This window comes from Sulfitobacter sp. F26204, from assembly GCF_026410305.1.
Lineage (GTDB): Bacteria > Pseudomonadota > Alphaproteobacteria > Rhodobacterales > Rhodobacteraceae > Sulfitobacter.
Genome location: NZ_JAPMLQ010000007.1, coordinates 142,908 through 163,770, shown reverse-complemented (window position 1 = coordinate 163,770; position 20,863 = coordinate 142,908). Strand labels below are relative to the sequence as shown.

Genomic DNA, 20,863 nt, shown 5'->3' with positions numbered 1-20,863 from the left:
ATGCTGGTATTCCTGCGCCATAAGCTGACCTTTCTTGCCACCCCAAAAACCGGCACAACAGCCATTGAAATGGCGTTGAAACCGCGTGCCGAGATTGTGTTCTCGAAAAACCGCAAACACATCACGGCCCTGCGCTATGCAAACAAGGTCGCGCCTTTTCTGGAGGATACCTTTGGTGTCCGCCCCGCCTCTGTTGCGGTGATGCGCGAACCTGTGGATCAGTTGAGAAGTTGGTACAGATACCGCAGCCAGAAACGCCTGGACGGCACCAAATTCAGCACCAAGATGATCAGCTTTGATCAGTTTGTGCAGGAAGTCGTATCGGATAGCCCCCCGGATCGCGCCCAGATTGGCCGGCAATTCAATTTTCTCACTGATGGCAAGACACGGGTAATGGCCGATCACGTCTTTGCTTATGAAACTCCCAAAGCATTTCTGAAGTTCCTGTCAGAGCATTTGCAACATCAGGTTGAGGTTGCGCCCAGGAATGTCTCGCCAAACGTTGCTGCGCCGCTTAGCGAAGCAACCCTGGCAATGCTGAAAGAGGTGCGGGCGGAAGACTTTATCCTATACGACGAGGTCATGGCCAAAGGCGGGCACCTGATCTCGGATCTGATCTAGCTTGCGCGTCTGGCAACTGCCGGGATCAGTATTGTCGCCGTCAGGGCCAGAAGTGCGGCAATTGCTACAAAGGCCATCCGCAAGCCAAAATTCTCAGCGACCAGCCCCATCAACGGTGGACCAAAGAAGAATGCGCCATAGCCGATGACGGACACCCGGCTTATCGCAGCCATACGCTGCGATTGGGGCACTACCCGCCCGATCAGGGCCATCGCCAGAGGTACCACCACTGAAATACCAAGCCCGGCAAGGGCAAAACCCAACAAGGCAACCGCCACAGTCGATGCCATTCCCGCCAATGCAACGCCAGAAGCCGCAAAGAGGGTAGCCATCATCATCAAGGTCGTGTCCCTGATCCTGCGCGCAAGCGCATGACCGCCCAAGCGACCAATCCCCATCATCAGGCCCAGGGCAGCAGGCCCCAATGCGCCATGTCCCGGCTCGCCAAGCAATGTACGCTCGATGTGCAGGGCGGACCAGCCTTCGGTCGAGGCCTCGGTGAGAAAGGCGATCAACACGATGCCCCCAGTCAAGATCACCAAGAGGACGGGGAATGCCGCGATATTTTCGCCCTGCTGCGTATCAACAGGCGGAATCCTGTCCCGAGCGGAAATACCCGCCACAAGCAGTAGAATGAACAGGATTGCAAATATCGGGACCGGAGTTACCCCCGCCTGCCGCAAGGCACCGGTCGCCAGGGCACCTGCCGCATAGGCAAAGGCATAAAGTGCGTGATTGAGATTCATCAGATCGCGACCGCTGGTCTCTTCGATCTCTGAAACGCGGGCGTTTACCAAAACGTCAACAACCCCGGACCCTGCAGACGCCAGCATCATCGCCAATGTCAATGTCACCAGGCTGGTTGCGAAACCCGCGCCCAACATGCCAATGGCAATCACGACAATCCCCAAAGGCATTGCGTAATCACCGGCCAGCCGTCGACAGGCCGGTGCCAGCCACATGGCGGCGAAGGCACCAAATGCCGCCACCAGCAGCGCAACGCCGTAGGCCCCGTCCGACGCCCCGACTTGCGCCTTGATCACTGGCATTTGTGCAAAGTAGACGGACCAGGCAGCGCCAATGGCCAGAAACCCGGCAAGCGGCCTGCGCGAAAGATAAAGGTCGGTTTTCAGGTTCATCGACGAGAGGTGGCACGGGTCAGCGAGAATGCCAATAGCGACTGAGCGAATTTGCTCTTTCCCCGCATGCAAAACCGTTCTATACGCGCGGCTTCACGCGGGGATACAGCCTTGGAGGATTCCCGCCCTAAATATATTGGAGAACAAAAATGGCCGGAGAGATTCCAGATCTTATCGCCCAGGAACGGACGGGGACAGGCAAGGGCGCCGCTCGTCAGGCTCGTCGTGATGGCTTGGTACCAGGAATTGTTTTTGGTGGCGACGCAGACCCGCTGCCGATCACGCTTGAGTTCAACAAACTGCTGACAATGCTGCGCAAAGGTCGGTTCAAGTCCACCTTGTTCAACCTCAAGGTCGATGGTCACGACGATGTGCGCGTGATTTGCCGCGATGTTCAGCGTCATGTTGTCAAGGACCTGCCAACGCATGTCGACTTCATGCGTCTCAAGCGGACCACCAAGATCAACCTGTTCATCAACGTTGAAGTTACCGGCACAGAAGAATGTGTTGGCCTCAAGAAAGGCGGCACACTGAACGTGTTGCGCCCGGAAATCGAACTGGTTGTGACTGCTGCCGACATTCCTGAAAGCATCGTGATTGACATTTCCGCGCTCGAAATTGGCGACAATCTCACAATTTCCGATGTGAAATTGCCTGAAGGTGCCAAACCGACCATCGACCGTGACTTCGTGATCGCGCAGGTCTCTGCACCATCTGGTCTGGCTTCTGCCGACGATGATGATGGCGACGAGGTGGCCGCAGACGAGGTGCCAACAACCGAAGGCGCCGATGGCGACGACAAATAAGCCACGCACTTAAGGTACAATGAAAACGGGGTCGTATCATACGGCCCCGTTTTGCGTTGACGGGCCGTCATCCGCGCCGGATGCATCCGCCATTTTCTTCCGCCCGCCTGCCCGTTAGAATGACAAAAGCGTTTGGAGTATTTTCATGAAACTGATCGTCGGCCTCGGCAACCCTGGTGGCAAATATGCCCGTAACCGACACAACATCGGCTTTATGGCTCTGGATCGCATCGCCAGTGACCATGGCTTTGGTCCATGGAAAGGCAAATATCTGGGTGCCATCAGCGAAGGGCGGTTCGGGTCCGCACGTGCCGTTCTGCTCAAACCCGAAACCTTCATGAACAATTCCGGGCAATCGGTACAAGCCGCAATGCGTTTTTATAAACTGGAACCCGCTGATGTGATCGTTCTGCACGATGAGATCGATCTCGCGCCAGGCAAGGTAAAATGCAAAACGGGTGGTGGCCATGCGGGCCACAACGGGTTGCGTTCTATTCATGCGCATATCGGACCCGACTATGCCCGCGTGCGGTTGGGCGTCGGTCATCCCGGTCACAAAGATGCCGTACCGGGATATGTTCTGCGTGACTTCCCCAAGGCAGATGAGGCGTGGCTTGATGATGTGCTGCGTGGAATCGGCGACGGCGCTGCCGATCTCGCTGCAGGGGATACCGCCAAATTTCTCAACACTGTGGCGATGCGTGTCAATCCGCCCCGCTCGAACAGGGGTGCCAATGGCCCCAAAGCGGTCCCGCCCCCTGAAACAGCACCTCTTCAACAAGACAGTAGCGAGGAAACCAGCCACTCTGCACTGCAGAAACTTCTGAACCGCTTCAAATGACCCTTTCAGATGCTTTCATTTCCCAAGCTGAAAGCTGCAGACGCATGGGGTCTCCTTTTATGGGGCAATTGCTCAGCCTCCTGGCGGTAGCCTGGCCGTCAGATTCCGCGTTGGGGCGCAAAGTTTCGACCTTCCGGGGTGACATTGGCCCGGCGGGACATTCCATCCCCCTGCGTATCGCTGGCGGTTTGCATGCCCTCGTCCTGAGCAACAGGGCAGCTGATCTGGCGGCCGTTTATCCACCAAAGAAAGCCTCGGACAGGATCCTGCGTAAAACCGTTCTGGCAGCAATCGAAGCCCATCAGGACTTCTTGCTGGATTGGATAGACAGCCCGCCCCAAACCAACGAAGTACGTCGTTCTGCAGCCTTGATTGCAGGTGTTCATGTAGCGGTGCAGCATTTCGACATGCCAATTTACCTGTCTGAATTGGGTGCCAGTGGCGGGCTGAACATGCTATGGGACCACTACGCATTGGAGATTGAGGGGCAGCGCTTCGGTGCCAAGACGCCCGCGGTCCTTTTCACCCCCCAATGGCAAGGCCCCTGCCCGCCCCATGCCACACCGGTCATTGCAGAACGTGCCGGTGTCGACCTGAACCCGCTGGATCCGTCTCACCCTGATCATTTATTGCGCATGATGGCCTATCTCTGGGCAGATCAGCCGGAACGAATACAGATGACCCGCGCCGCCGCGGCAGTTCCGGCAACACGTCCGGTGCAGGGTGACGCCATTGACTGGCTCGCCCCGCGACTTGCGCAGGCTCCGCAAGGCCACATGCACCTGATCCAGCATTCGGTGGCATGGCAATACTTCCCTGCTGCCGTGCAGGACCGGGGGCGCGCGCTGATCGAAGCTGCCGGTGCACGGGCCACCCTGCAGCGCCCCTTGGCCTGGCTGTCGATGGAAACCGAGGGCGATGCCACCGCAAAAATCGGTGCCGCGTTAACCTTGCAACTCTGGCCCGGTGATCTCACCATTGAACTTGGACGCGCCGATTTCCACGGACGCTGGGTCAACTGGACCTATACTGGCTAAACCGTTCGGCTTGTGATTGACTGGCGTGAGGCTGCAAATAGGGGGCACCGATGCGTAAATTCGGGAAATGGTTGGGCCGGGCGCTGTTGGTTCTGGCGCTGGTGGCTCTGGCCGTAGGCCTGTGGAAGCGTGAAGAGATCTCCCGTCTGATGGCAGTCAATTCACTGTTTTCCGAAGACAGGATTGTTCATAATTTCAGCAACATGAATGCTGCCTTTCTCAATACCCCGGTGGATCGCGGGCATGGTGCGACAAGCCCCTTGGACTATGGACCCGAATACACCCTCCCCCCCGCTGTCGAAACCTGGATCGCGGAGCGCAAGGTTACCGCCCTGGTCGTGCTCAAGGATGGCCAGATTACCTATGAAAACTATTTTCAGGGCACACAGCCCGAGGATTTGCGGATCAGTTGGTCCGTCGCCAAAAGCTTTCTCTCCGCTCTGGTCGGGATCCTTGTTGAAGACGGCACCATCACCTCCATCGACGATCCAGTCACCAAATACGCCCCCCGCTTGAAAGGCACGGCCTATGACGGTGCCAGCCTGCGCAATGTGTTGAACATGGCCAGTGGCGTAACCTTTGACGAAGACTACCTGGACAGAAACTCCGACATCAACCGGATGGGTCGCATCCTGGCTTTGGGCGGCAAGATGGATGATTTCACGACCCAGCTCAGTGCGACCTTTGCCGCCCCCGGGGAAGTCTGGAAATATGTTTCAATCGACACCCATGTGGTCGGGATGGTGGTACGCGGCGCGACCGGACGTTCCATTGCTGATCTGCTCAGTGAAAAGGTGGTGATGCCATTGGGACTGGAATATACCCCCTATTACCTCACCGACGGTGTCGGCACCGCCTTTGTTCTGGGAGGGCTGAACCTGACAACCCGTGATTATGCGCGGTTTGGGCAGATGTTCCTTCAAAATGGAATGTGGCAAGGTAAACAGATTGTGCCGGCGACATGGGTCCGCGCCTCGACCAGGCCCAGCGCCCCGACGGCACCAGGCGAAATCGGATACGGCTATCAATGGTGGATCCCTGTCGGGGCCACCGAGGGGCAATATATGGCGCGGGGAATCTACGGCCAGTACATCTATATCGACACCGCCCGCAACGTGGTGATTGCCACCAATGCCGCGGATCGCAATTTTCGCGAAACCGGTGTATCATCCCAAAACGTCGCTATTTTCCGTCAGATCGCTGAAACCTTGTGAGGCCTCATGGAACCTGAAGACAGCATAAACGTTCTGGACGGTCCCTTGCTGGTTTGCGGCACCGATCCGCTCACCGGGTTTTTCCGTGATGGCCTGTGCAACACCTGCGACGCCGACCAGGGCAGTCATACCGTCTGCGCAGTGATGACGGCGGAATTCCTCGCCTATTCGAAATACGTGGGCAACGACCTCAGCACCGCGCGTCCTGAATTCGGTTTTGCAGGTCTCACCCCAGGTGATTCCTGGTGTCTCTGCGCAGGTCGTTTCCTGCAGGCCGCAGATGAGGGCTGTGGCCCCAAGGTGCATCTTCAAGCCACCCATAAACGCGCCTTGCAGGTGGTCCCGCTTCGGGTTTTGCAAGACCACGCAATCGCGTCAAAATCCGGTTAAGCCCATCAAATGGCGGCAGAATTGGTGCCGCCCCCCTCCTCTTTTTGGCCTTATATACCGTCCGCACCTTCGGCAGGTGCCGTGGGTGCGTTCATCGCCATCAGGCAAATTCACCCATTTCAAAGCCAAGCGCCCGCGCCACGGTAAAGATGTCTTTGTCGCCGCGTCCACACATGTTCATACAGATGATGTGATCTTTCGGCAGATCCGGCGCGATCTTCATCACATGGGCCAGCGCATGAGAGGGTTCCAGGGCGGGGATAATCCCCTCCAGTTCACAAGACACCTGAAATGCAGCCAGCGCTTCGACATCGGTAATCGAAACATATTTTGCCCGGCCAATTTCATGCAACCAGGCATGCTCCGGCCCGATGCCCGGATAATCCAGCCCGGCAGAGATCGAAAAACCTTCCAATATCTGTCCGTCGTCATCCTGTAGCAGATAGGTTCGGTTGCCATGCAATACGCCGGGGCGCCCGCCTGTCAGAGATGCGCAATGCTCCATCTTGGCATTCACGCCCTTGCCACCGGCCTCGACACCGATGATATTCACGTCCTTGTCATCCAGAAACGGAAAGAAAAGCCCCATCGCGTTCGAACCACCACCGATGGCGGCGATTACCGTGTCGGGCAAACGCCCTTCTGCAGCGGTCATTTGTTCACGCACTTCCTTGCCTATGATGCTTTGAAAGTCGCGGACCATAGCCGGATAGGGGTGCGGTCCTGCTACCGTACCAATACAATAGAATGTGTCGCGCACATTGGTCACCCAGTCGCGCAATGCATCATTCATCGCGTCCTTCAGGGTGCCTCTGCCCGAGGTCACAGGAATGACTTCTGCCCCCAGCAGGCGCATGCGAAAGACATTGGGGGCCTGGCGTTCCACATCATGCGCACCCATGTAAACCACACATTTCAAACCGAACTTTGCACAGACGGTTGCCGTTGCCACACCATGTTGGCCTGCGCCGGTTTCCGCGATAATCCGCTTTTTGCCCATGCGCCGCGCTAGAATGATCTGGCCGAGCACATTGTTGATCTTGTGCGCGCCGGTGTGATTCAACTCGTCACGCTTCATATAAATCTTTGCACCGCCCAGTTTTTGCGTCAGCCGCTCGGCAAAATAAAGTGGACTGGGGCGGCCGACATAATGGGTCCACAAATCGTGCATTTCGGCCCAAAAACTCTCGTCCGTTTTGGCGGTCTCATATTGCTCTTCGAGTTCCAGGATCAGCGGCATCAAGGTCTCAGAGACAAAACGCCCGCCAAAATCGCCAAAGCGGCCGTTTTCATCGGGACCGGTCATAAAGCTGTTAAATAGATCATTGGCCATTGGGCGTCTCCTGCGGCGGGTTCAGCGATTGGTTTAACGCAGCATTCCCCCGTGCGAAACCCCAAGACGCAGCATTGCCCGCAGGGAAACCTGTCAGTCAAATATCCTGAACAGTTCCTTTTTCAGCTTGTCTTCGACCCTGTCCTTCACTGCATCTTCCATCGATTGTCCCTGCTGACGCTGGATACCCAGTTCTTCTTGCAATTTTTGTTCCAGCTTTTGTTTGACCTTTTCTTCTGCACGTTCCTTTTCCTCGCGGAAATTCAGGTCCAGCACCGCCTTGAGATCTGGTTTGATAGCTGGATTCGCCCAAGGGCCGAAGATCCGTACCGGCACCGCCAAACCCCGCTCCCTGTTCACCCGCAGTGCCTTGGGCGTGACGGTGTAGTCCAATGTTTGCGCGCCCAGGTTCACCTGCCCGGTGCCGGTTGCCTCGAAATTTGGCAACAACATCATCAGGTCTTCATTGCGCATCACACCTTTTTCCAGCGCAAAGGTCGCTGAAAGCGCATCAAAAACAGTTGTGCCGCCCTGCACATCAAAGGACCCCAGAAGGTGATCCAGATCGATCCCTTCGATCGAGCCGCGCCCTATATTCACTGCGCCCTTGCCTGACAGTGATTTCATGATTGCATCAATGCTTTGGCCGACTCCAAGAAATGACACCTCGGCATCACCTCGCCCTGTGAACCGCGTCAGATCCGCCAGATCGCTCAACAGGGGTTTCATTTCCACCCCGCCAGCCCGCAATTTGCCGCCGACCGACAGGCCGCTCCGGTTGTTCATCACAAATTCACCGGTAAATTTTCCGCCATAACCGTTCACTTCGCGCAGTTCAAACACCATGCGCGAGCGGTCGTTGCTCAGCAAACTGCGGGTTGCGCCCAACTTGAGTGCGCCCAGATCAATGCTGTCTGCCCGCAGGGAAATTGCCCCGTTGAAGGCTGCCAATCCCGATGCGTCAATCGGTGTCGTGGGCCAGCCGCCACCGGCAGAATTGCCCGAACCACTGTCTTCCCCACCCCCCAACATCGATAAATCCAATGCGCCAGTCACAAGCTGTGCATTGATTTGCGGTGTGCCGTTCAACATGAGGTCGGCCGCACCGTTCAAGCGATTGCCCCCAAGATCCGCCTGCAGATCACGCAAAGCAAGTCGGCGGTCCGGTGTCAGGGTGAGCGTGCTGCTCACATCCAGTCTGCGCCCCAACCCTGTGGGCACATCCAAGGGCCCAACACCCAGTGCAGTCAAGAAGGCGCTGGTATCATTGGTCTTCAGGCGCATTTCCCCGGCCACGGCCCCCTGTAACGAGGCCCGTCCATCCAGGCTCAGGCTTCCACCATCGGTGTTGATTTCCAGGTCAACAGGTTGCACGTCCCCCTTCAGAAATCCGGCAAAACGGTCAATCGTTGCCTTGACCTTGACAGCTTGCCGAGCAGGATGCAGCGTGGCACGAATTGTCGCTGCACCTGCCGGATCCGGCCAATCCAAAGACAGATCAACCCCTTGATAAGACACCCGGTCCGCGCCTTCGGCATCATAGATCAATGATGCATCCCGGATCACCAGGCGTTCAATGGTCAGCGGTCTGGCGGTTGTGTTCGGGTTTGTTTCTGTCTCAATCTGCGCCGCGCCCGCGCCATCGGAAAACTTCCAATTGGCGCGGCCATCCTGACGGCTTTGCAGGCGAACCGTGGGACTGACCGCTTCGACGTTGGTGATCCGGATGTCTCCCCGCAGCAAGGCGCTGGCATCCACCCCGATCGCGGCCTGGGCGGCACTCAGCATCGCGCCCTCACCCGCCCAATCCGCATTGCCGACTTCCAGCTTGCCTGCATTCACTCCCAGTACCGGCCAGAAAGTCATCTTCACATCGCCGCTGATCGTGACACTGCGCCCGGTAACGCGGCTGAGCTGGTCCGAGGCGATCCTCGCAATTCTGTCAGCGGGCAACATCAGAACAGCGACCAGAACCAGAACCGTGACCAATATCACAATTCCGGCAATTCGAATGATCCATTTCATATCACACACCTTACTGCTCAGGCTTTCCCAGCCGCTTTGCTTGGACTATAGCCTCTTCATGAGCACAAACCCACCAGAACTACGCCCCGATCTCGCACCAGTTGCCAAGATCAGTGAACGCAAACGCGACGGCCAGCCCACCATTGGCATGGTCTCTCTCGGCTGTCCCAAGGCGTTGGTTGATTCCGAACGCATTCTGACGCGGCTGAGGGCCGAAGGATATGGCGTATCGCCCGATTATGCCGGTGCGGATGCAGTGATCGTGAACACCTGCGGATTTCTGGATTCCGCCAAGGCTGAATCCCTGGACGCCATCGGCGAAGCACTGAATGAAAACGGACGTGTGATCGTCACCGGCTGCCTGGGTGCCGAGCCCGATTACATCCGCGAGCATCATCCCAAGATCCTTGCCGTCACGGGACCGCACCAGTACGAACAGGTGCTGGACGCCGTGCACGCCGCCGTGCCGCCCTCACCTGATCCCTTCATCGACCTGTTGCCGGCGCAGCAAGTGTCGCTGACTCCGCGCCACTACAGCTATTTGAAAATTTCCGAGGGCTGTAACCACAAATGCAAGTTCTGCATCATTCCGGACATGCGCGGCCGATTGCAATCGCGCCCTGCCCATGCCGTGCTGCGCGAAGCAGAACGGTTGGTGGATAGCGGCGTCAAGGAACTGTTGGTGATTTCGCAGGATACCTCGGCTTATGGTGTCGACATCAAACATGCCGAGGATCGCGGGCATCGCGCACATATCACCGATTTGGCGCGTGATCTCGGCTCGCTCGGGGCGTGGGTGCGGCTGCACTATGTCTATCCCTATCCGCATGTGCGCCAGCTGATCCCGCTGATGGCGGAAGGTTTGGTGCTGCCCTATATGGATATTCCGTTCCAGCACGCGCACGCGGATGTGCTGAAACGCATGGCGCGGCCTGCGGCTGCGGCGAAGACTTTGGACGAGATTGCGGCCTGGCGGTCGATCTGCCCTGATCTGACGCTGCGCTCGACGTTTATCGTCGGTTATCCAGGCGAGACCGAAGCGGAGTTCCAGACGCTGCTGGATTGGCTCGATGAGGCCCAGTTAGATCGCGTGGGCTGTTTTCAATATGAAAACGTCGATGGGGCGCGGTCGAACGCTTTGCCGGATCATGTGGAGGCGGAGGTGAAGCAGGACCGCTGGGACCGGTTCATGGCACGCGCGCAGGCGATTTCCGAGGCCAAGCTGGAGGCGAAGGTTGGGCGACGGCTGGAGGTGATCGTGGACGAGATTGACGCAGAGGCCGCGACCTGCCGAACCAAGGCGGATGCGCCAGAGATCGACGGGAACCTGTTTATTGATGAGGGGTTTGAGGGGGTTTCGGTTGGGGATATTCTGACGGTCGAGGTAGAGGAAGCGGGGGAATATGATTTGTGGGGGCGGGTTGTTTGAGTGAGACACACCATGGAAGATTGGGAATATTCGGCAAACTATGTTTCAGATCGCCTATATGTGAACCCCGCAGCCAATAATGGTGCCTACGCCTCGATAGCCCGTGAAGGTGAGATCGTAGTTGACGAGTTTGACGTCGGAGCACGTTTCAAAATCGCCATTTCGGCATTTTACTCCAATTCGAAAAATGACTTTACAACTCTCAAAATTCACAAGCTTCAATTTCGCAAAGTTGGTGGGTGGTTCTTAGTTGAGTCATTCTCCATTAACGCATTTCAACTTGCCGATATGAAGAGGTTGTTGTCGGTTCTCACCTCACTTAACATGAGCGACGCAAATAAAACTCGAATTGATCTTGGCGATATTTCCATAACTGGTCTGGTTGATCTACTGACAACTACCAAGGCTCCTGAGCTTCTCAAAGAGCTTTCGAACTCTCCTGAACTTCATGCTGATATCTTTGCTTTGAATGAAAAGCGAATAGCGCTGGAACAATTCCGCGAAATGCTTAACAACGAAACAAACGAAACTGCGTGGCAGAAGTTCTTTGAGGCTAATACTTGGATTTTTGGCTTTGGTCTCAACTATGTTTTTCTAGACGCAGCAGGAAGCAAGTTTGAACAGGTAACTTCCGGCGCAGACTTTAATAACTTCGGCAAACGGGCTGATGGGCTTGCTATGGTTCGGGCTTATGTTCGTCAGTTTGTCCTTATCGAAATAAAAGCATCCAAAACCGCACTACTACAACCGAGTCAATATAGGTCTGGCGTTTGGGGTGTATCTTCTGAGGTATCAAACGCTGTCTCACAGGCTCAAAAGACTTCCCATGAGTTTTCGCGGCGTTACCTTCGCGCCCAGTTAAAAGACAGCGAAGGAAACGATCTACCAGAGATCGCATATGCGGTGGAGCCTCGTTCCTATTTGATTGTCGGCAATAGCGCCGAGCTGTCCAGTAATGATGACAAGATAGTCAGTTTTGAACTGTATCGAAAGAACGTCCAATCTCCTGAAATCCTGACCTTCGATGAATTGTTTTTTCGGACGGAAAACCTTTTGGCGGGTTTGACCCGTTAGGTTTCGGATGCAGTTTTAGGTCTACTTCTGTAGTTTTTCCCACCCCAGCACGGAATCAAGGCAGAGCCGCCGTGCAGCGCCAGATCGTCCCGTTGCACCAGAGGTGCGCCGTCTATTGATGGCACGCCTTTGGCGTGACGGTCTAGCGCTTTGGAAAGTGCAGGCGCGAGTCAACTAAAGCAATACCACGCCTGCCCCATGAACTGCCAGACTGACAGACCAGATGCGCCACCCTGCGGTCTGGCGCCGCACGGTGCGAGGGGTGGGTGTTGTGGGCAGTATTTCACCAAAACCTTGACTTTGTTCCCCGTATGTTCTATATCTTAACCTATCGTTAAGAGAGGAGCATCCAATGTCCTTCCAACCGACCTTTCCCGGCCTGTTCTCTTCTTCACAAGGGGCCAAGCCCGTGCAATCGGCGCAGTCCGGTACCCCGAACCTGCCCGCGACAGAGAAACAGATCGCCTATGCGACAACCCTTGCTGCCCGGGCCGGGCAAAAGCTGCCCGAGGGCATTACCTCTGACCGCGCCGCCCTGTCCAAATGGATCGACGCGCACAAGGCACCTGCGCCGCAGGGCAGATTCTCCAACTACCCCTCCTCCAAGCAGGTTGCCTTTGCCGAACGCATTGCCACGCTGAAACGCAACCCCGTACCGCCAGAGTGTTTTCGCGACAAGGGCATGATGTCGCGCTGGATTGACAGCAACAAACCGCGTTAAAGCCGAAATTTGTTGACGCAAGGTTAACACAAGCCGGACATTTTTTTCCAATGTTGTGATGCTACTCTTGTGTCATGGCCTACCCTTATTCCAAAGCCGAGACCCTTGCTGATGCCGCTGTCCATGCGGCCGGGTTGTTCTTTGCCATTCCTGCCAGTGCGATGCTGGCAAATCAGGCTGCGGCACATTCCGACACTGCATTTGTTGCGACATTGATCTATGCCGCCTGCCTGATTGTGGCTTTCGCGGCTTCGGCAGTTTATCATTTGTGTCCGGTCGATCAAATCCGCCCATTGCTGCACCGCATTGATCACGCGACAATTTATTTCAAGATCGCGGGCACTTACACGCCAATCGTAGTCGTGATCGGATCTGGCTTTGCCTATGGTGTATTGGGTGTTGTCTGGGCGTTGGCGGTGATCGGGGCTATCGCCAAGCTGACCTTCTGGCGTACCGATGCCAAGACATCGCTGGCATTGTACCTGGGCATGGGGTGGCTGTCGGCCCTGCTGATCTGGCCCATGTGGCAACATACAAGCGGCGCGGTTGTGGCCTTTGTTGTCTGTGGCGGACTGATCTATTCGGCAGGTACAAGAATCTATGCGCATCCGGGCATGCGTTATCAAAACGCAATCTGGCACAGTTTCGTCTTGCTCGCCTCAATCTGCCTGTTTGCTGCGATCACTCTGAGCATCTAACCCGGTCAGATAGTCACTGACACAGGTTTGGACATGGCGAAACCTGTCACCGCCCAGATGTTTCCCCCCATACCATCGAGTTACGATCACGAGATGGCCGGTAACCTCAGCGCGTTCCAGCATGCGCAGGATCACCATGCCGGCACCGGATTCGCCATCGTCGCTTTTCAAGGGCGTGCCATCGGGCAGCAGAACACCCCATGTATTATGTGTGGCTTTAGCATAGGATTTTTCGCGTTTGAGCTGCTTCAGCATGGCATCCACCTCGGCGCGGGCAGCCACCTGCGCCCCGCTGACCGCGTATTTCGACCCTCGATCCGTCAGGATAATTCCGTGTTTACGCAGTTCGGACATCTTCAGGCAGGCCCCACTTCGATGAATTTGGCAGGATTTCCTGCTCTGTCAGCCGGGGCCAGGCCTGCGGCATGACCTGCACCCTTTACAATCCTGCCATGGTTTTGCGCACCACATCGATGCGCGAAGCATTCGGCGGATGGGTTCCCAGGAACTTGTCCCCCGGATCCGGGATACGGGTAAAGAATTCTGCACCACGCAATGGGTCATAACCTGCGCGTTTGGTGATGATCGTGCCCAACGCATCTGCCTCAAGCTCAAATGCCTTGGAATAACTGCGCGCACCGACCTGCGCACCCAGTTGCTGCGCCGTTCGCACGGCTTCGGCACCGCCGCCCGACAGGGTCGCCAGACCTGCAAAAATCACCGCACCGGCAACGGCATTTTGTTGCTGGCGGCCAATATGACCGCTGATATGATGCGCGGTTTCATGCCCGAGCACAAAGGCAAGTTCATCAGCATTGCGCGCATCCGCAATCAGCGCGAGCGTAAAGGCCACGACGGGCCGCCCCTGTTTATCCAGCGTCTGGAAGGCATTGGCAGGTTGTCCAGGCCGGTCGTCGACCACAATATTGAAATCACAGTTCACCCCCGTTGTCCGCGCCCGGCATTCGCGTTCCGCGACGGGTTCCAGTGTCTGTACCACCTGTACAAAACTGCGCGCCGCCTGATTGGCTGACATTGCCGGCGCGCCGGGGTTGGTGGTTGTCGGTGCTGCCGATCCCGGAGATTGTATCACTGGTGCCACTTCACAAGCGGCCAAGGCCCCTACAGCAGCAAGGGGCAAAAGGGTCTTTTTGAGCATCAGGTCGTCCTTTTTCAGTCCTGAGACGCGAATGAATATTTACCGCATGTTATCATGCCTATGACGGGGGGCCAGTCTCTTCACAATACTTTGCGGACCGGCCTTGCAATGATCCGCCCAAAACGCCACCTTCGCGGTATGTTTACAATAGAACACGATTTTGATGCCTCTGTTATTGTACTTGTCGATGAGGGTGCTGCGCCTCTGCGCGAGGATGTGACTGTGCAGGCATTTGCAAGCGAGATCACCTTTGAACAATGGGATCCACGTACGGACCGCGTGTCCAAGATCACGCTCTCACCCGAACAATTGCGTGACCTGACGGCAGCATTGAACCTGCCCGAAGGCATCTACCGCAGCTCCCCCGAGTAAGGAAACCCCATGGCCACCGGTACAAATATCAAAACCTTTTACGACGGCACATGGCATGACGGCGACCGCCCGGTGATCAATGCCGCCGACCACGGCGCATGGTTGGGCACAACTGTCTTTGACGGGGCGCGGTTGTTTGACGGCATGTCGCCGGATCTGGAAAAACACTGTGCAAGGGTGAACCGATCCGCCGCCGCCCTGATGATCACGCCGAGCGTCGACACCGATGACATGGTGGCAATCATCCGCGAAGGCCTGGCAAGTTATGCCAAGACTCAACCGGTTTACATCCGGCCCATGTATTGGGCGCTCGAAGGCGATGAACTGGGCATTGTGCCGCGTGCCGGTGCCACCGGATTTGCGATCTCGCTTGAGGAGATTCCGATGGCACCGCCAGAGGCCGCGACAACTTTGACCCGCACCCGGTTTCGCCGTCCGGTGCTGGAGGACAATGTCGTCAATGCAAAGGCAGGGTGCCTTTATCCCAACAATGCGCGCATGATGGCAGAGGCGCGCAGCAAAGGGTTTGGCAATGCGCTGGTGGCCGATGCGGTTGGCAATGTTGCTGAATCGGCTTCCGCAAATGTTTTCATGGTCAAGGACGGCGAAGTTTTTACGCCTGTACCAAATGGCACCTTTCTGGCAGGGATCACCCGCGAGCGGCATATGATCAACATGCGGGCAGATGGTATGAAAGTGCACGAAACCGTCCTGTCTTTTGACGATTTCCACGATGCGGACGAAGTGTTCCTGTCGGGCAATATGATGAAAGTTACGCCGGTAGCTGCCTTTGACGATACCATCTACGAGACAGGGGCCAATGCCAACCCGGTCACGCGCCGAGTACGCGAAATGTATTGGGACTGGGCGGCCTCCGAAGGTTAGTACCGAGAACCCGCTACTCGACGCAAGTCTTGGATTGCAACAGATATTTTAAAGATTGCGTGATGCTCCTACTCGCGCCATGATCCGCGCCAAGGGAGACCTGATATGCGTAAATTCCTCGTTGTGCTTGATGACAGCACCGAATGTCTGAATGCGATGCGCTTTGCCGCGCTGAGAGCCAACCATTCGGGTGGCGGTGTCGCGGTATTGTCGGTCATCCCGCCAGACGAATTCAATCACTGGATCGGAGTTGGCGACATCATGCGCGAGGAAGCCCGTGAACGGATCGAGGTGCATTTTGAGGTATTTGCCAAATGGATGCGCGACAAGCAGGGTGTCGATCCCGAATTGGTGATCCGTGAAGGGGAACCCGTGGATCAAATCATTGCCCAGATTGCCGATGATCCCGAAATTGGCGTTCTTGTCCTGGGCGCATCGGCCGACAAGAAAAAAGGACCTGGCCCCCTGGTGACACATCTGGCCCGCTCAGCGGGCAGCCTGCCTGTACCAATCACCATCGTCCCCGGCGACCTGAGCAAAGAGCGGCTCGAAGCGATCACCTGAGCTTTGAATGTTTGCTGGACCTGGCTGCCTCAGCAGTTTAGAATGATTCCAAGACTTGAAAGCATGGCTACTGCCTCGCATATGTGATGTAGCCAGACAAAGGATGCACACATGTTTATTCAAACTGAATCCACTCCAAACCCTGCGACACTCAAATTCCTGCCCGGCCAGTCCGTCCTGGACGTCGGAACCGCCGATTTCCCGACGGCGGATACAGCGGGTGGGTCACCACTGGCCAAACGCTTGTTCGCGGTCGAAGGCGTGACCGGCGTGTTCTTCGGCATTGATTTCGTGACAATTACCAAAGCAGACAATGTCGAATGGGACCACATCAAGCCGTCGCTTCTGGGCGCCATTATGGAGCATTACCAATCCGGGCAGCCCGTCATGGGCGAAGATCACAAACCTTCGTCCGGTCATGCGGAACATACTGGCGATGACGGCGAAATCGTCGCCCAGATCACTGAACTTCTCGACAGTCGCGTACGCCCTGCCGTTGCGCAGGATGGGGGCGACATCACGTTCCACGGGTTCGAGCGCGGCGTTGTCTATCTGCACATGCAGGGTGCCTGTGCGGGCTGTCCGTCCTCCACACTGACACTGAAGATGGGGATCGAGAACCTGTTGCGCCACTATATTCCCGAAGTGACAGAAGTGCGCCCTGTCGCCTGAGCGCCCTGAGGATGCCATTTCCCACAATCCTTGCCCTTGATACGTCAGCCGCGCATTGCGCGGCTGCTGTCTTGGCGCAGGATGCCATGCAACAGTCGGCGACCGAGGCAATGGCGAAAGGCCAAGCTGAACGCATTCTTGTGCTCTGTGAAGAAATACTTGCAAGGTCGGGTCTTGGCTATGATGACCTCACGGCTATAGGCGTCGGCATTGGCCCGGGCAACTTTACCGGCATCCGGATTTCCGTATCTGCCGCACGTGGTTTGGCCCTTGGGCTGGGCATCCCTGCAATCCCGGTTTCCTCATTCGAAATGTTGCGCGATCCCTTTGCCGTCGAAGCAAACGCCGCGGAACTGGTGATCGTCGAAGCCCCGCGTGGCGCGGCCTATGCCCAGCCCTTCCGATACGGGCACCCCACCGACAAGCCAGAAATCATTGACCCGATGTCACCGCCCGAACATCTTTGCCGCGCCGATCTGAAGGTCACCGGGCATCTGGCCGAAAAGGTCGCCTGTGCGCTTGGTGCCATCGCCAATCCAACAACATCAGCAGAGGATCCCGCGGCGCGCATTGCCCGCATTGCCGCATGGAAACTCGCTCAGGGGCACGACATCACACAGCGGCCTGCCCCGCTTTATGTCCGTGCGCCAGATGCCGCACCGGCGCGGGACAAACCGCCTGTGATCCTCGCGTGACACCGCAACATCTGGCCGACATCCATCACGCAGCATTCCCGCAGGAGCGTGCATGGTCTGCGGACGAATTCGAAAGCCTTCTCGACAGCACCTCTGTTGCGCTTTTCCACCGCCCACACGGTTTCGCCCTGACCCGAACCATCGCGGGTGAATCAGAGTTATTGACCCTCGCGGTTGCCCCGGCGTTCCATCGACAGGGTCTCGGGCGGGCGCTCATGCTTGAATGGCTGGCCACGCTTGAAGGGGCCAGCTCCACCGCCTTTCTGGAAGTTGCAGCGGACAATACCGCGGCGGGCCGCCTGTATCGAAATCTCGGATTTGCAGAAGTTGGGCGCCGGACTGCCTATTATGCCCGCAAAAACATGACCTCGGTCGATGCTATTGTTATGGCCTATAAGGTTACCTGAGGTTCGACGCCTGATTTCACGCGATAAATTTCAGGAATCGGTTGACCCTGCCCCCTTGCTGCGCCCTAAATTGACCTTGATCGTCTGATCGCGGGCAAGGGGCCACTGCTGGTTCCGCCCCAACATTAAAAACCTGGGAGACATACCATGACCCTTATGACAAAATTTTTGGGTGCAGCCGCCGCAGTGGCGTTGAGCGCCGGAGCCGCATTGGCCGAGCCTGCATTGATCTTCGATCTTGGCGGCAAGTTCGACAAATCCTTCAACGAAGCTGCCTTTGCCGGCGCGCAGCGTTGGGCCGAAGAAACCGGCGGCACCTTCCGCGACATCGAACTGCAATCCGAAGCCCAGCGTGAGCAGGCCCTGCGCCGCTTTGCCGAAGCCGGTGCAAACCCGATCGTGATGACCGGCTTTGCGTTTGCAGATGCCCTGAGCCAGGTGGCCAGCGATTATCCCGACACGAAATTTGCTGTTGTTGATGTCAACTGGCTTGACCTGCCAAATGTGCGCGGCATCGGTTTTGCCGAACACGAAGGGTCATACCTTGTTGGCATGATGGCGGCACAAGCCTCAAAATCTGGCACCGTCAGCTTCATTGGTGGCATGGACATTCCACTGATCCGCAAATTTGCCTGCGGCTATGCGCAGGGTGCCGTTGCGGCCGACCCTGATGTCAAGGTCATCGCGAATATGACAGGCACAACGCCTGCCGCGTGGAATGACCCGGTCAAAGGCTCCGAGTTGACCAAGGCGCAGATTTCACAGGGTTCAGACGTGGTATTTGCTGCGGCTGGTGGGACAGGCGTTGGTGTTCTGCAAACCGCAGCGGACGAAGGGATCCTGTCCATTGGCGTCGATAGCAACCAGAACCACCTGCATCCGGGCAAGGTCCTGACATCCATGCTCAAGCGTGTGGACAACGCTGTCTATGATGCCATGAAGCAGGGCACAGATCTTGAGACAGGGAACTTCACCATGACACTTGCAAATGGTGGTGTCGGCTATGCGATGGACGAAAACAACAAGGATCTCGTCAGTGCAGAGATGCAATCAACGGTGGATGCAGCCGCTGCAAAGATTGCCGATGGATCTCTGACAGTGCACGACTATAGCTCAGATGATTCCTGCCCAGCGCTGAGCTTCTAAGTGACGCCTGAAACGACAACGGAGCGGCAGGCAACTGCCGCTTCCACTGCGCCCGCGATCGAGCTGAAAGGCATTTCCAAGGCTTTTGGCCCGGTTCAGGCCAACAAGGACATCTCGATCCGTGTGATGCCCGGCACGATCCACGGCATCATCGGGGAAAACGGCGCGGGAAAATCGACGCTGATGTCGATCCTCTATGGGTTTTACAAGGCCGATAAAGGCGAGATCTGGATCAACGGTTCCAGAACCGAAATCCCCGACAGCCAGGCGGCAATCGCAGCGGGCATCGGGATGGTGTTCCAGCATTTCAAACTGGTTGAGAATTTCACGGTACTTGAAAATATCATTCTAGGTGCCGAAGACGGGCGGTTATTGAAACCGTCGTTGGCCAAGGCACGGCGCACGCTGGTTGAACTGGCCAATGATTATGGGTTGAACGTCGATCCAGATGCATTGATCCAGGACATTGGTGTGGGGATGCAGCAGCGGGTCGAGATCCTCAAGGCACTATATCGTCAAGCCGACATCCTGATTCTGGATGAACCGACGGGTGTTTTGACCCCTGCCGAAGCGGACCAGCTGTTCCGCATCCTCGGACGCCTGAAATCCGAGGGCAAAACCATCATCTTGATCACCCACAAACTGCGCGAGATCATGGAGACAACTGATACGGTGTCCGTGATGCGCCGCGGGGAGATGACAGCAACTGTAAAGACAAGCGAGACATCCCCAGCCGAACTGGCCGAACTTATGGTCGGGCGCAAAGTGCTGTTGCGGGTAGACAAGACACCTGCACAAACCGGCGAAGTAGTTCTGGACATCAAGGGTCTGACAGTCATAGACGACAAGGGCGTCGAACGTTTGCGCGGTGTGGATCTTCAAGTCTGTGCCGGTGAAATTCTGGGCATCGCAGGTGTCGCAGGCAACGGACAGTCAGAGCTGCTTGAAGTGCTGGGCGGCTATCAGGGCGGCACTGGTGAAGTTCGACTGAACGGCGAATTGTTGGACCTGACCGGCCATTTGTCAGACGGGCAATCCCGACGCAATCACGGAATTGCCCATGTGCCTGAGGATCGCCAGCGCGAAGGCCTGATCATGGAGTATCAGGCATGGGAAAATACCGCTTTTGGATATCATCATGATCCTGCCTATCGTGCGGGTCTGTTGATGAATAACACAGCCATTCGGGACGACACGACGGGAAAGATGGAGCGTTTCGATGTCAGGCCACCGAACCCTAAACTCGCGGCCAAGAATTTCTCTGGGGGTAACCAGCAAAAGATCGTTCTCGCCCGCGAGATCGAGCGCAATCCCGATCTGCTGCTGATCGGCCAACCGACCCGCGGCGTCGACATCGGTGCCATTGAATTCATCCATCAACAGATCGTTGCCCTGCGTGATCAAGGCAAGGCGATCCTTCTGGTCTCGGTGGAACTGGAGGAAATCCTTGCACTGAGCGACAGGATTGCTGTGATGTTTGATGGCCGGGTGATGGGCGAGCGATTGCCACAGGATACCGACGAGAAAGAACTGGGCCTGTTGATGGCAGGCATCACCGATACTGACGCACCACATTCCGTGGCCGAGGTGGAAGCCAATCTGGCGAAAGCGGCCTCGGCGGAAAAGAGGACATAG

At 56.6% G+C, this 20,863-nt stretch carries 23 protein-coding genes; 18 read left to right on the top strand and 5 right to left on the bottom strand.

Translation table 11 applies throughout. The features are described from left to right. Window positions 1-621: a hypothetical protein gene (locus OS190_RS16060; RefSeq protein ID WP_267159737.1), complete on the top strand. Its 621-nt coding sequence runs from the start codon at window positions 1-3 to the stop codon at window positions 619-621. Here OS190_RS16060 and OS190_RS16055 read toward each other — a convergent pair. Next, window positions 618-1,760 carry an MFS transporter gene (locus OS190_RS16055; protein WP_267159736.1) on the bottom strand — a complete coding sequence of 381 codons (1,143 nt, stop codon included), beginning with the start codon at window positions 1,758-1,760 and terminating at the stop codon, window positions 618-620. The genes OS190_RS16060 and OS190_RS16055 overlap by 4 nt on opposite strands. A gap of 149 nt (window positions 1,761-1,909) precedes the next feature. On the opposite strand from OS190_RS16055, the gene OS190_RS16050 reads away from it, so the two are divergent. The 5 genes from OS190_RS16050 (at window position 1,910) to OS190_RS16030 (ending at window position 6,048) form a co-directional block, all read left to right on the top strand. Beyond that, the gene (locus OS190_RS16050; protein WP_267159735.1) at window positions 1,910-2,566 is read left to right on the top strand and encodes a 50S ribosomal protein L25/general stress protein Ctc; all 657 of its coding nucleotides are present in this window, start codon (window positions 1,910-1,912) and stop codon (window positions 2,564-2,566) included. A gap of 145 nt (window positions 2,567-2,711) precedes the next feature. Beyond that, window positions 2,712-3,407, top strand: a complete 696-nt coding sequence (pth, locus tag OS190_RS16045; protein ID WP_267159734.1) for an aminoacyl-tRNA hydrolase — start codon at window positions 2,712-2,714, stop codon at window positions 3,405-3,407. Further along, window positions 3,404-4,444, top strand: a complete 1,041-nt coding sequence (locus OS190_RS16040) for a DUF2332 domain-containing protein (RefSeq protein WP_267159733.1) — start codon at window positions 3,404-3,406, stop codon at window positions 4,442-4,444. The genes pth and OS190_RS16040 overlap by 4 nt, the downstream gene beginning before the upstream one ends. A gap of 50 nt (window positions 4,445-4,494) precedes the next feature. Further along, on the top strand, window positions 4,495-5,658 hold the full coding sequence (locus OS190_RS16035) for a serine hydrolase domain-containing protein (protein ID WP_267159732.1): 1,164 nt from the start codon (window positions 4,495-4,497) through the stop codon (window positions 5,656-5,658). 6 nt (window positions 5,659-5,664) lie between these two features. Beyond that, window positions 5,665-6,048: a DUF2237 family protein gene (locus tag OS190_RS16030; RefSeq protein ID WP_267159731.1), complete on the top strand. Its 384-nt coding sequence runs from the start codon at window positions 5,665-5,667 to the stop codon at window positions 6,046-6,048. Between the two features lie 100 nt (window positions 6,049-6,148). Here the strand turns inward: OS190_RS16030 and trpB are convergent, their stop codons facing one another. Next, entirely contained in the window at window positions 6,149-7,381 is a 1,233-nt protein-coding gene (trpB, locus tag OS190_RS16025; protein ID WP_267159730.1) for a tryptophan synthase subunit beta, read from the bottom strand. Between the two features lie 93 nt (window positions 7,382-7,474). Continuing rightward, a complete protein-coding gene (locus OS190_RS16020) occupies window positions 7,475-9,406 on the bottom strand; it encodes an AsmA family protein (protein WP_267159729.1) in 1,932 nt (643 codons plus the stop codon). Window positions 9,407-9,464: 58 nt separating this feature from the next. On the opposite strand from OS190_RS16020, the gene rimO reads away from it, so the two are divergent. The 4 genes from rimO (at window position 9,465) to trhA (ending at window position 13,328) form a co-directional block, all read left to right on the top strand. Continuing rightward, window positions 9,465-10,835 (top strand): 30S ribosomal protein S12 methylthiotransferase RimO, encoded by a 1,371-nt coding sequence (gene rimO / locus OS190_RS16015; RefSeq protein WP_267159728.1) that lies wholly within the window; start codon window positions 9,465-9,467, stop codon window positions 10,833-10,835. Window positions 10,836-10,847: 12 nt separating this feature from the next. Beyond that, window positions 10,848-11,909, top strand: a complete 1,062-nt coding sequence (locus OS190_RS16010; RefSeq protein WP_267159727.1) for a Shedu immune nuclease family protein — start codon at window positions 10,848-10,850, stop codon at window positions 11,907-11,909. Between the two features lie 352 nt (window positions 11,910-12,261). Then, window positions 12,262-12,630: a hypothetical protein gene (locus tag OS190_RS16005; RefSeq protein ID WP_267159726.1), complete on the top strand. Its 369-nt coding sequence runs from the start codon at window positions 12,262-12,264 to the stop codon at window positions 12,628-12,630. Window positions 12,631-12,704: 74 nt separating this feature from the next. Continuing rightward, the gene (gene trhA, locus OS190_RS16000) at window positions 12,705-13,328 is read left to right on the top strand and encodes a PAQR family membrane homeostasis protein TrhA (protein WP_267159725.1); all 624 of its coding nucleotides are present in this window, start codon (window positions 12,705-12,707) and stop codon (window positions 13,326-13,328) included. Here trhA and OS190_RS15995 read toward each other — a convergent pair. Continuing rightward, complete coding sequence (locus OS190_RS15995) at window positions 13,290-13,682, bottom strand: YigZ family protein (protein WP_267159724.1); 393 nt, start codon at window positions 13,680-13,682, stop codon at window positions 13,290-13,292. The genes trhA and OS190_RS15995 overlap by 39 nt on opposite strands. An 85-nt stretch (window positions 13,683-13,767) precedes the next feature. Continuing rightward, window positions 13,768-14,487 (bottom strand): M48 family metallopeptidase, encoded by a 720-nt coding sequence (locus tag OS190_RS15990; protein WP_267159723.1) that lies wholly within the window; start codon window positions 14,485-14,487, stop codon window positions 13,768-13,770. Window positions 14,488-14,625: 138 nt separating this feature from the next. On the opposite strand from OS190_RS15990, the gene OS190_RS15985 reads away from it, so the two are divergent. The 8 genes from OS190_RS15985 (at window position 14,626) to OS190_RS15950 (ending at window position 20,863) form a co-directional block, all read left to right on the top strand. Continuing rightward, window positions 14,626-14,859, top strand: a complete 234-nt coding sequence (locus OS190_RS15985; protein WP_267159859.1) for a DUF8831 family protein — start codon at window positions 14,626-14,628, stop codon at window positions 14,857-14,859. A gap of 9 nt (window positions 14,860-14,868) precedes the next feature. Next, on the top strand, window positions 14,869-15,744 hold the full coding sequence (locus OS190_RS15980; protein ID WP_267159722.1) for a branched-chain amino acid aminotransferase: 876 nt from the start codon (window positions 14,869-14,871) through the stop codon (window positions 15,742-15,744). 105 nt (window positions 15,745-15,849) lie between these two features. Further along, window positions 15,850-16,308 carry a universal stress protein gene (locus OS190_RS15975; protein WP_267159721.1) on the top strand — a complete coding sequence of 153 codons (459 nt, stop codon included), beginning with the start codon at window positions 15,850-15,852 and terminating at the stop codon, window positions 16,306-16,308. 111 nt (window positions 16,309-16,419) lie between these two features. Next, on the top strand, window positions 16,420-16,980 hold the full coding sequence (locus OS190_RS15970) for a NifU family protein (protein ID WP_267159720.1): 561 nt from the start codon (window positions 16,420-16,422) through the stop codon (window positions 16,978-16,980). A gap of 11 nt (window positions 16,981-16,991) precedes the next feature. Then, window positions 16,992-17,675: a tRNA (adenosine(37)-N6)-threonylcarbamoyltransferase complex dimerization subunit type 1 TsaB gene (gene tsaB / locus OS190_RS15965; RefSeq protein WP_267159719.1), complete on the top strand. Its 684-nt coding sequence runs from the start codon at window positions 16,992-16,994 to the stop codon at window positions 17,673-17,675. Beyond that, window positions 17,672-18,082, top strand: coding sequence for a GNAT family N-acetyltransferase (locus OS190_RS15960; RefSeq protein ID WP_267159718.1), 411 nt, complete (start codon window positions 17,672-17,674; stop codon window positions 18,080-18,082). Before tsaB ends, OS190_RS15960 begins: the two co-directional genes overlap by 4 nt. A gap of 147 nt (window positions 18,083-18,229) precedes the next feature. Continuing rightward, window positions 18,230-19,228 carry a BMP family lipoprotein gene (locus OS190_RS15955; RefSeq protein ID WP_267159717.1) on the top strand — a complete coding sequence of 333 codons (999 nt, stop codon included), beginning with the start codon at window positions 18,230-18,232 and terminating at the stop codon, window positions 19,226-19,228. Then, window positions 19,229-20,863: an ABC transporter ATP-binding protein gene (locus OS190_RS15950; RefSeq protein ID WP_267159716.1), complete on the top strand. Its 1,635-nt coding sequence runs from the start codon at window positions 19,229-19,231 to the stop codon at window positions 20,861-20,863.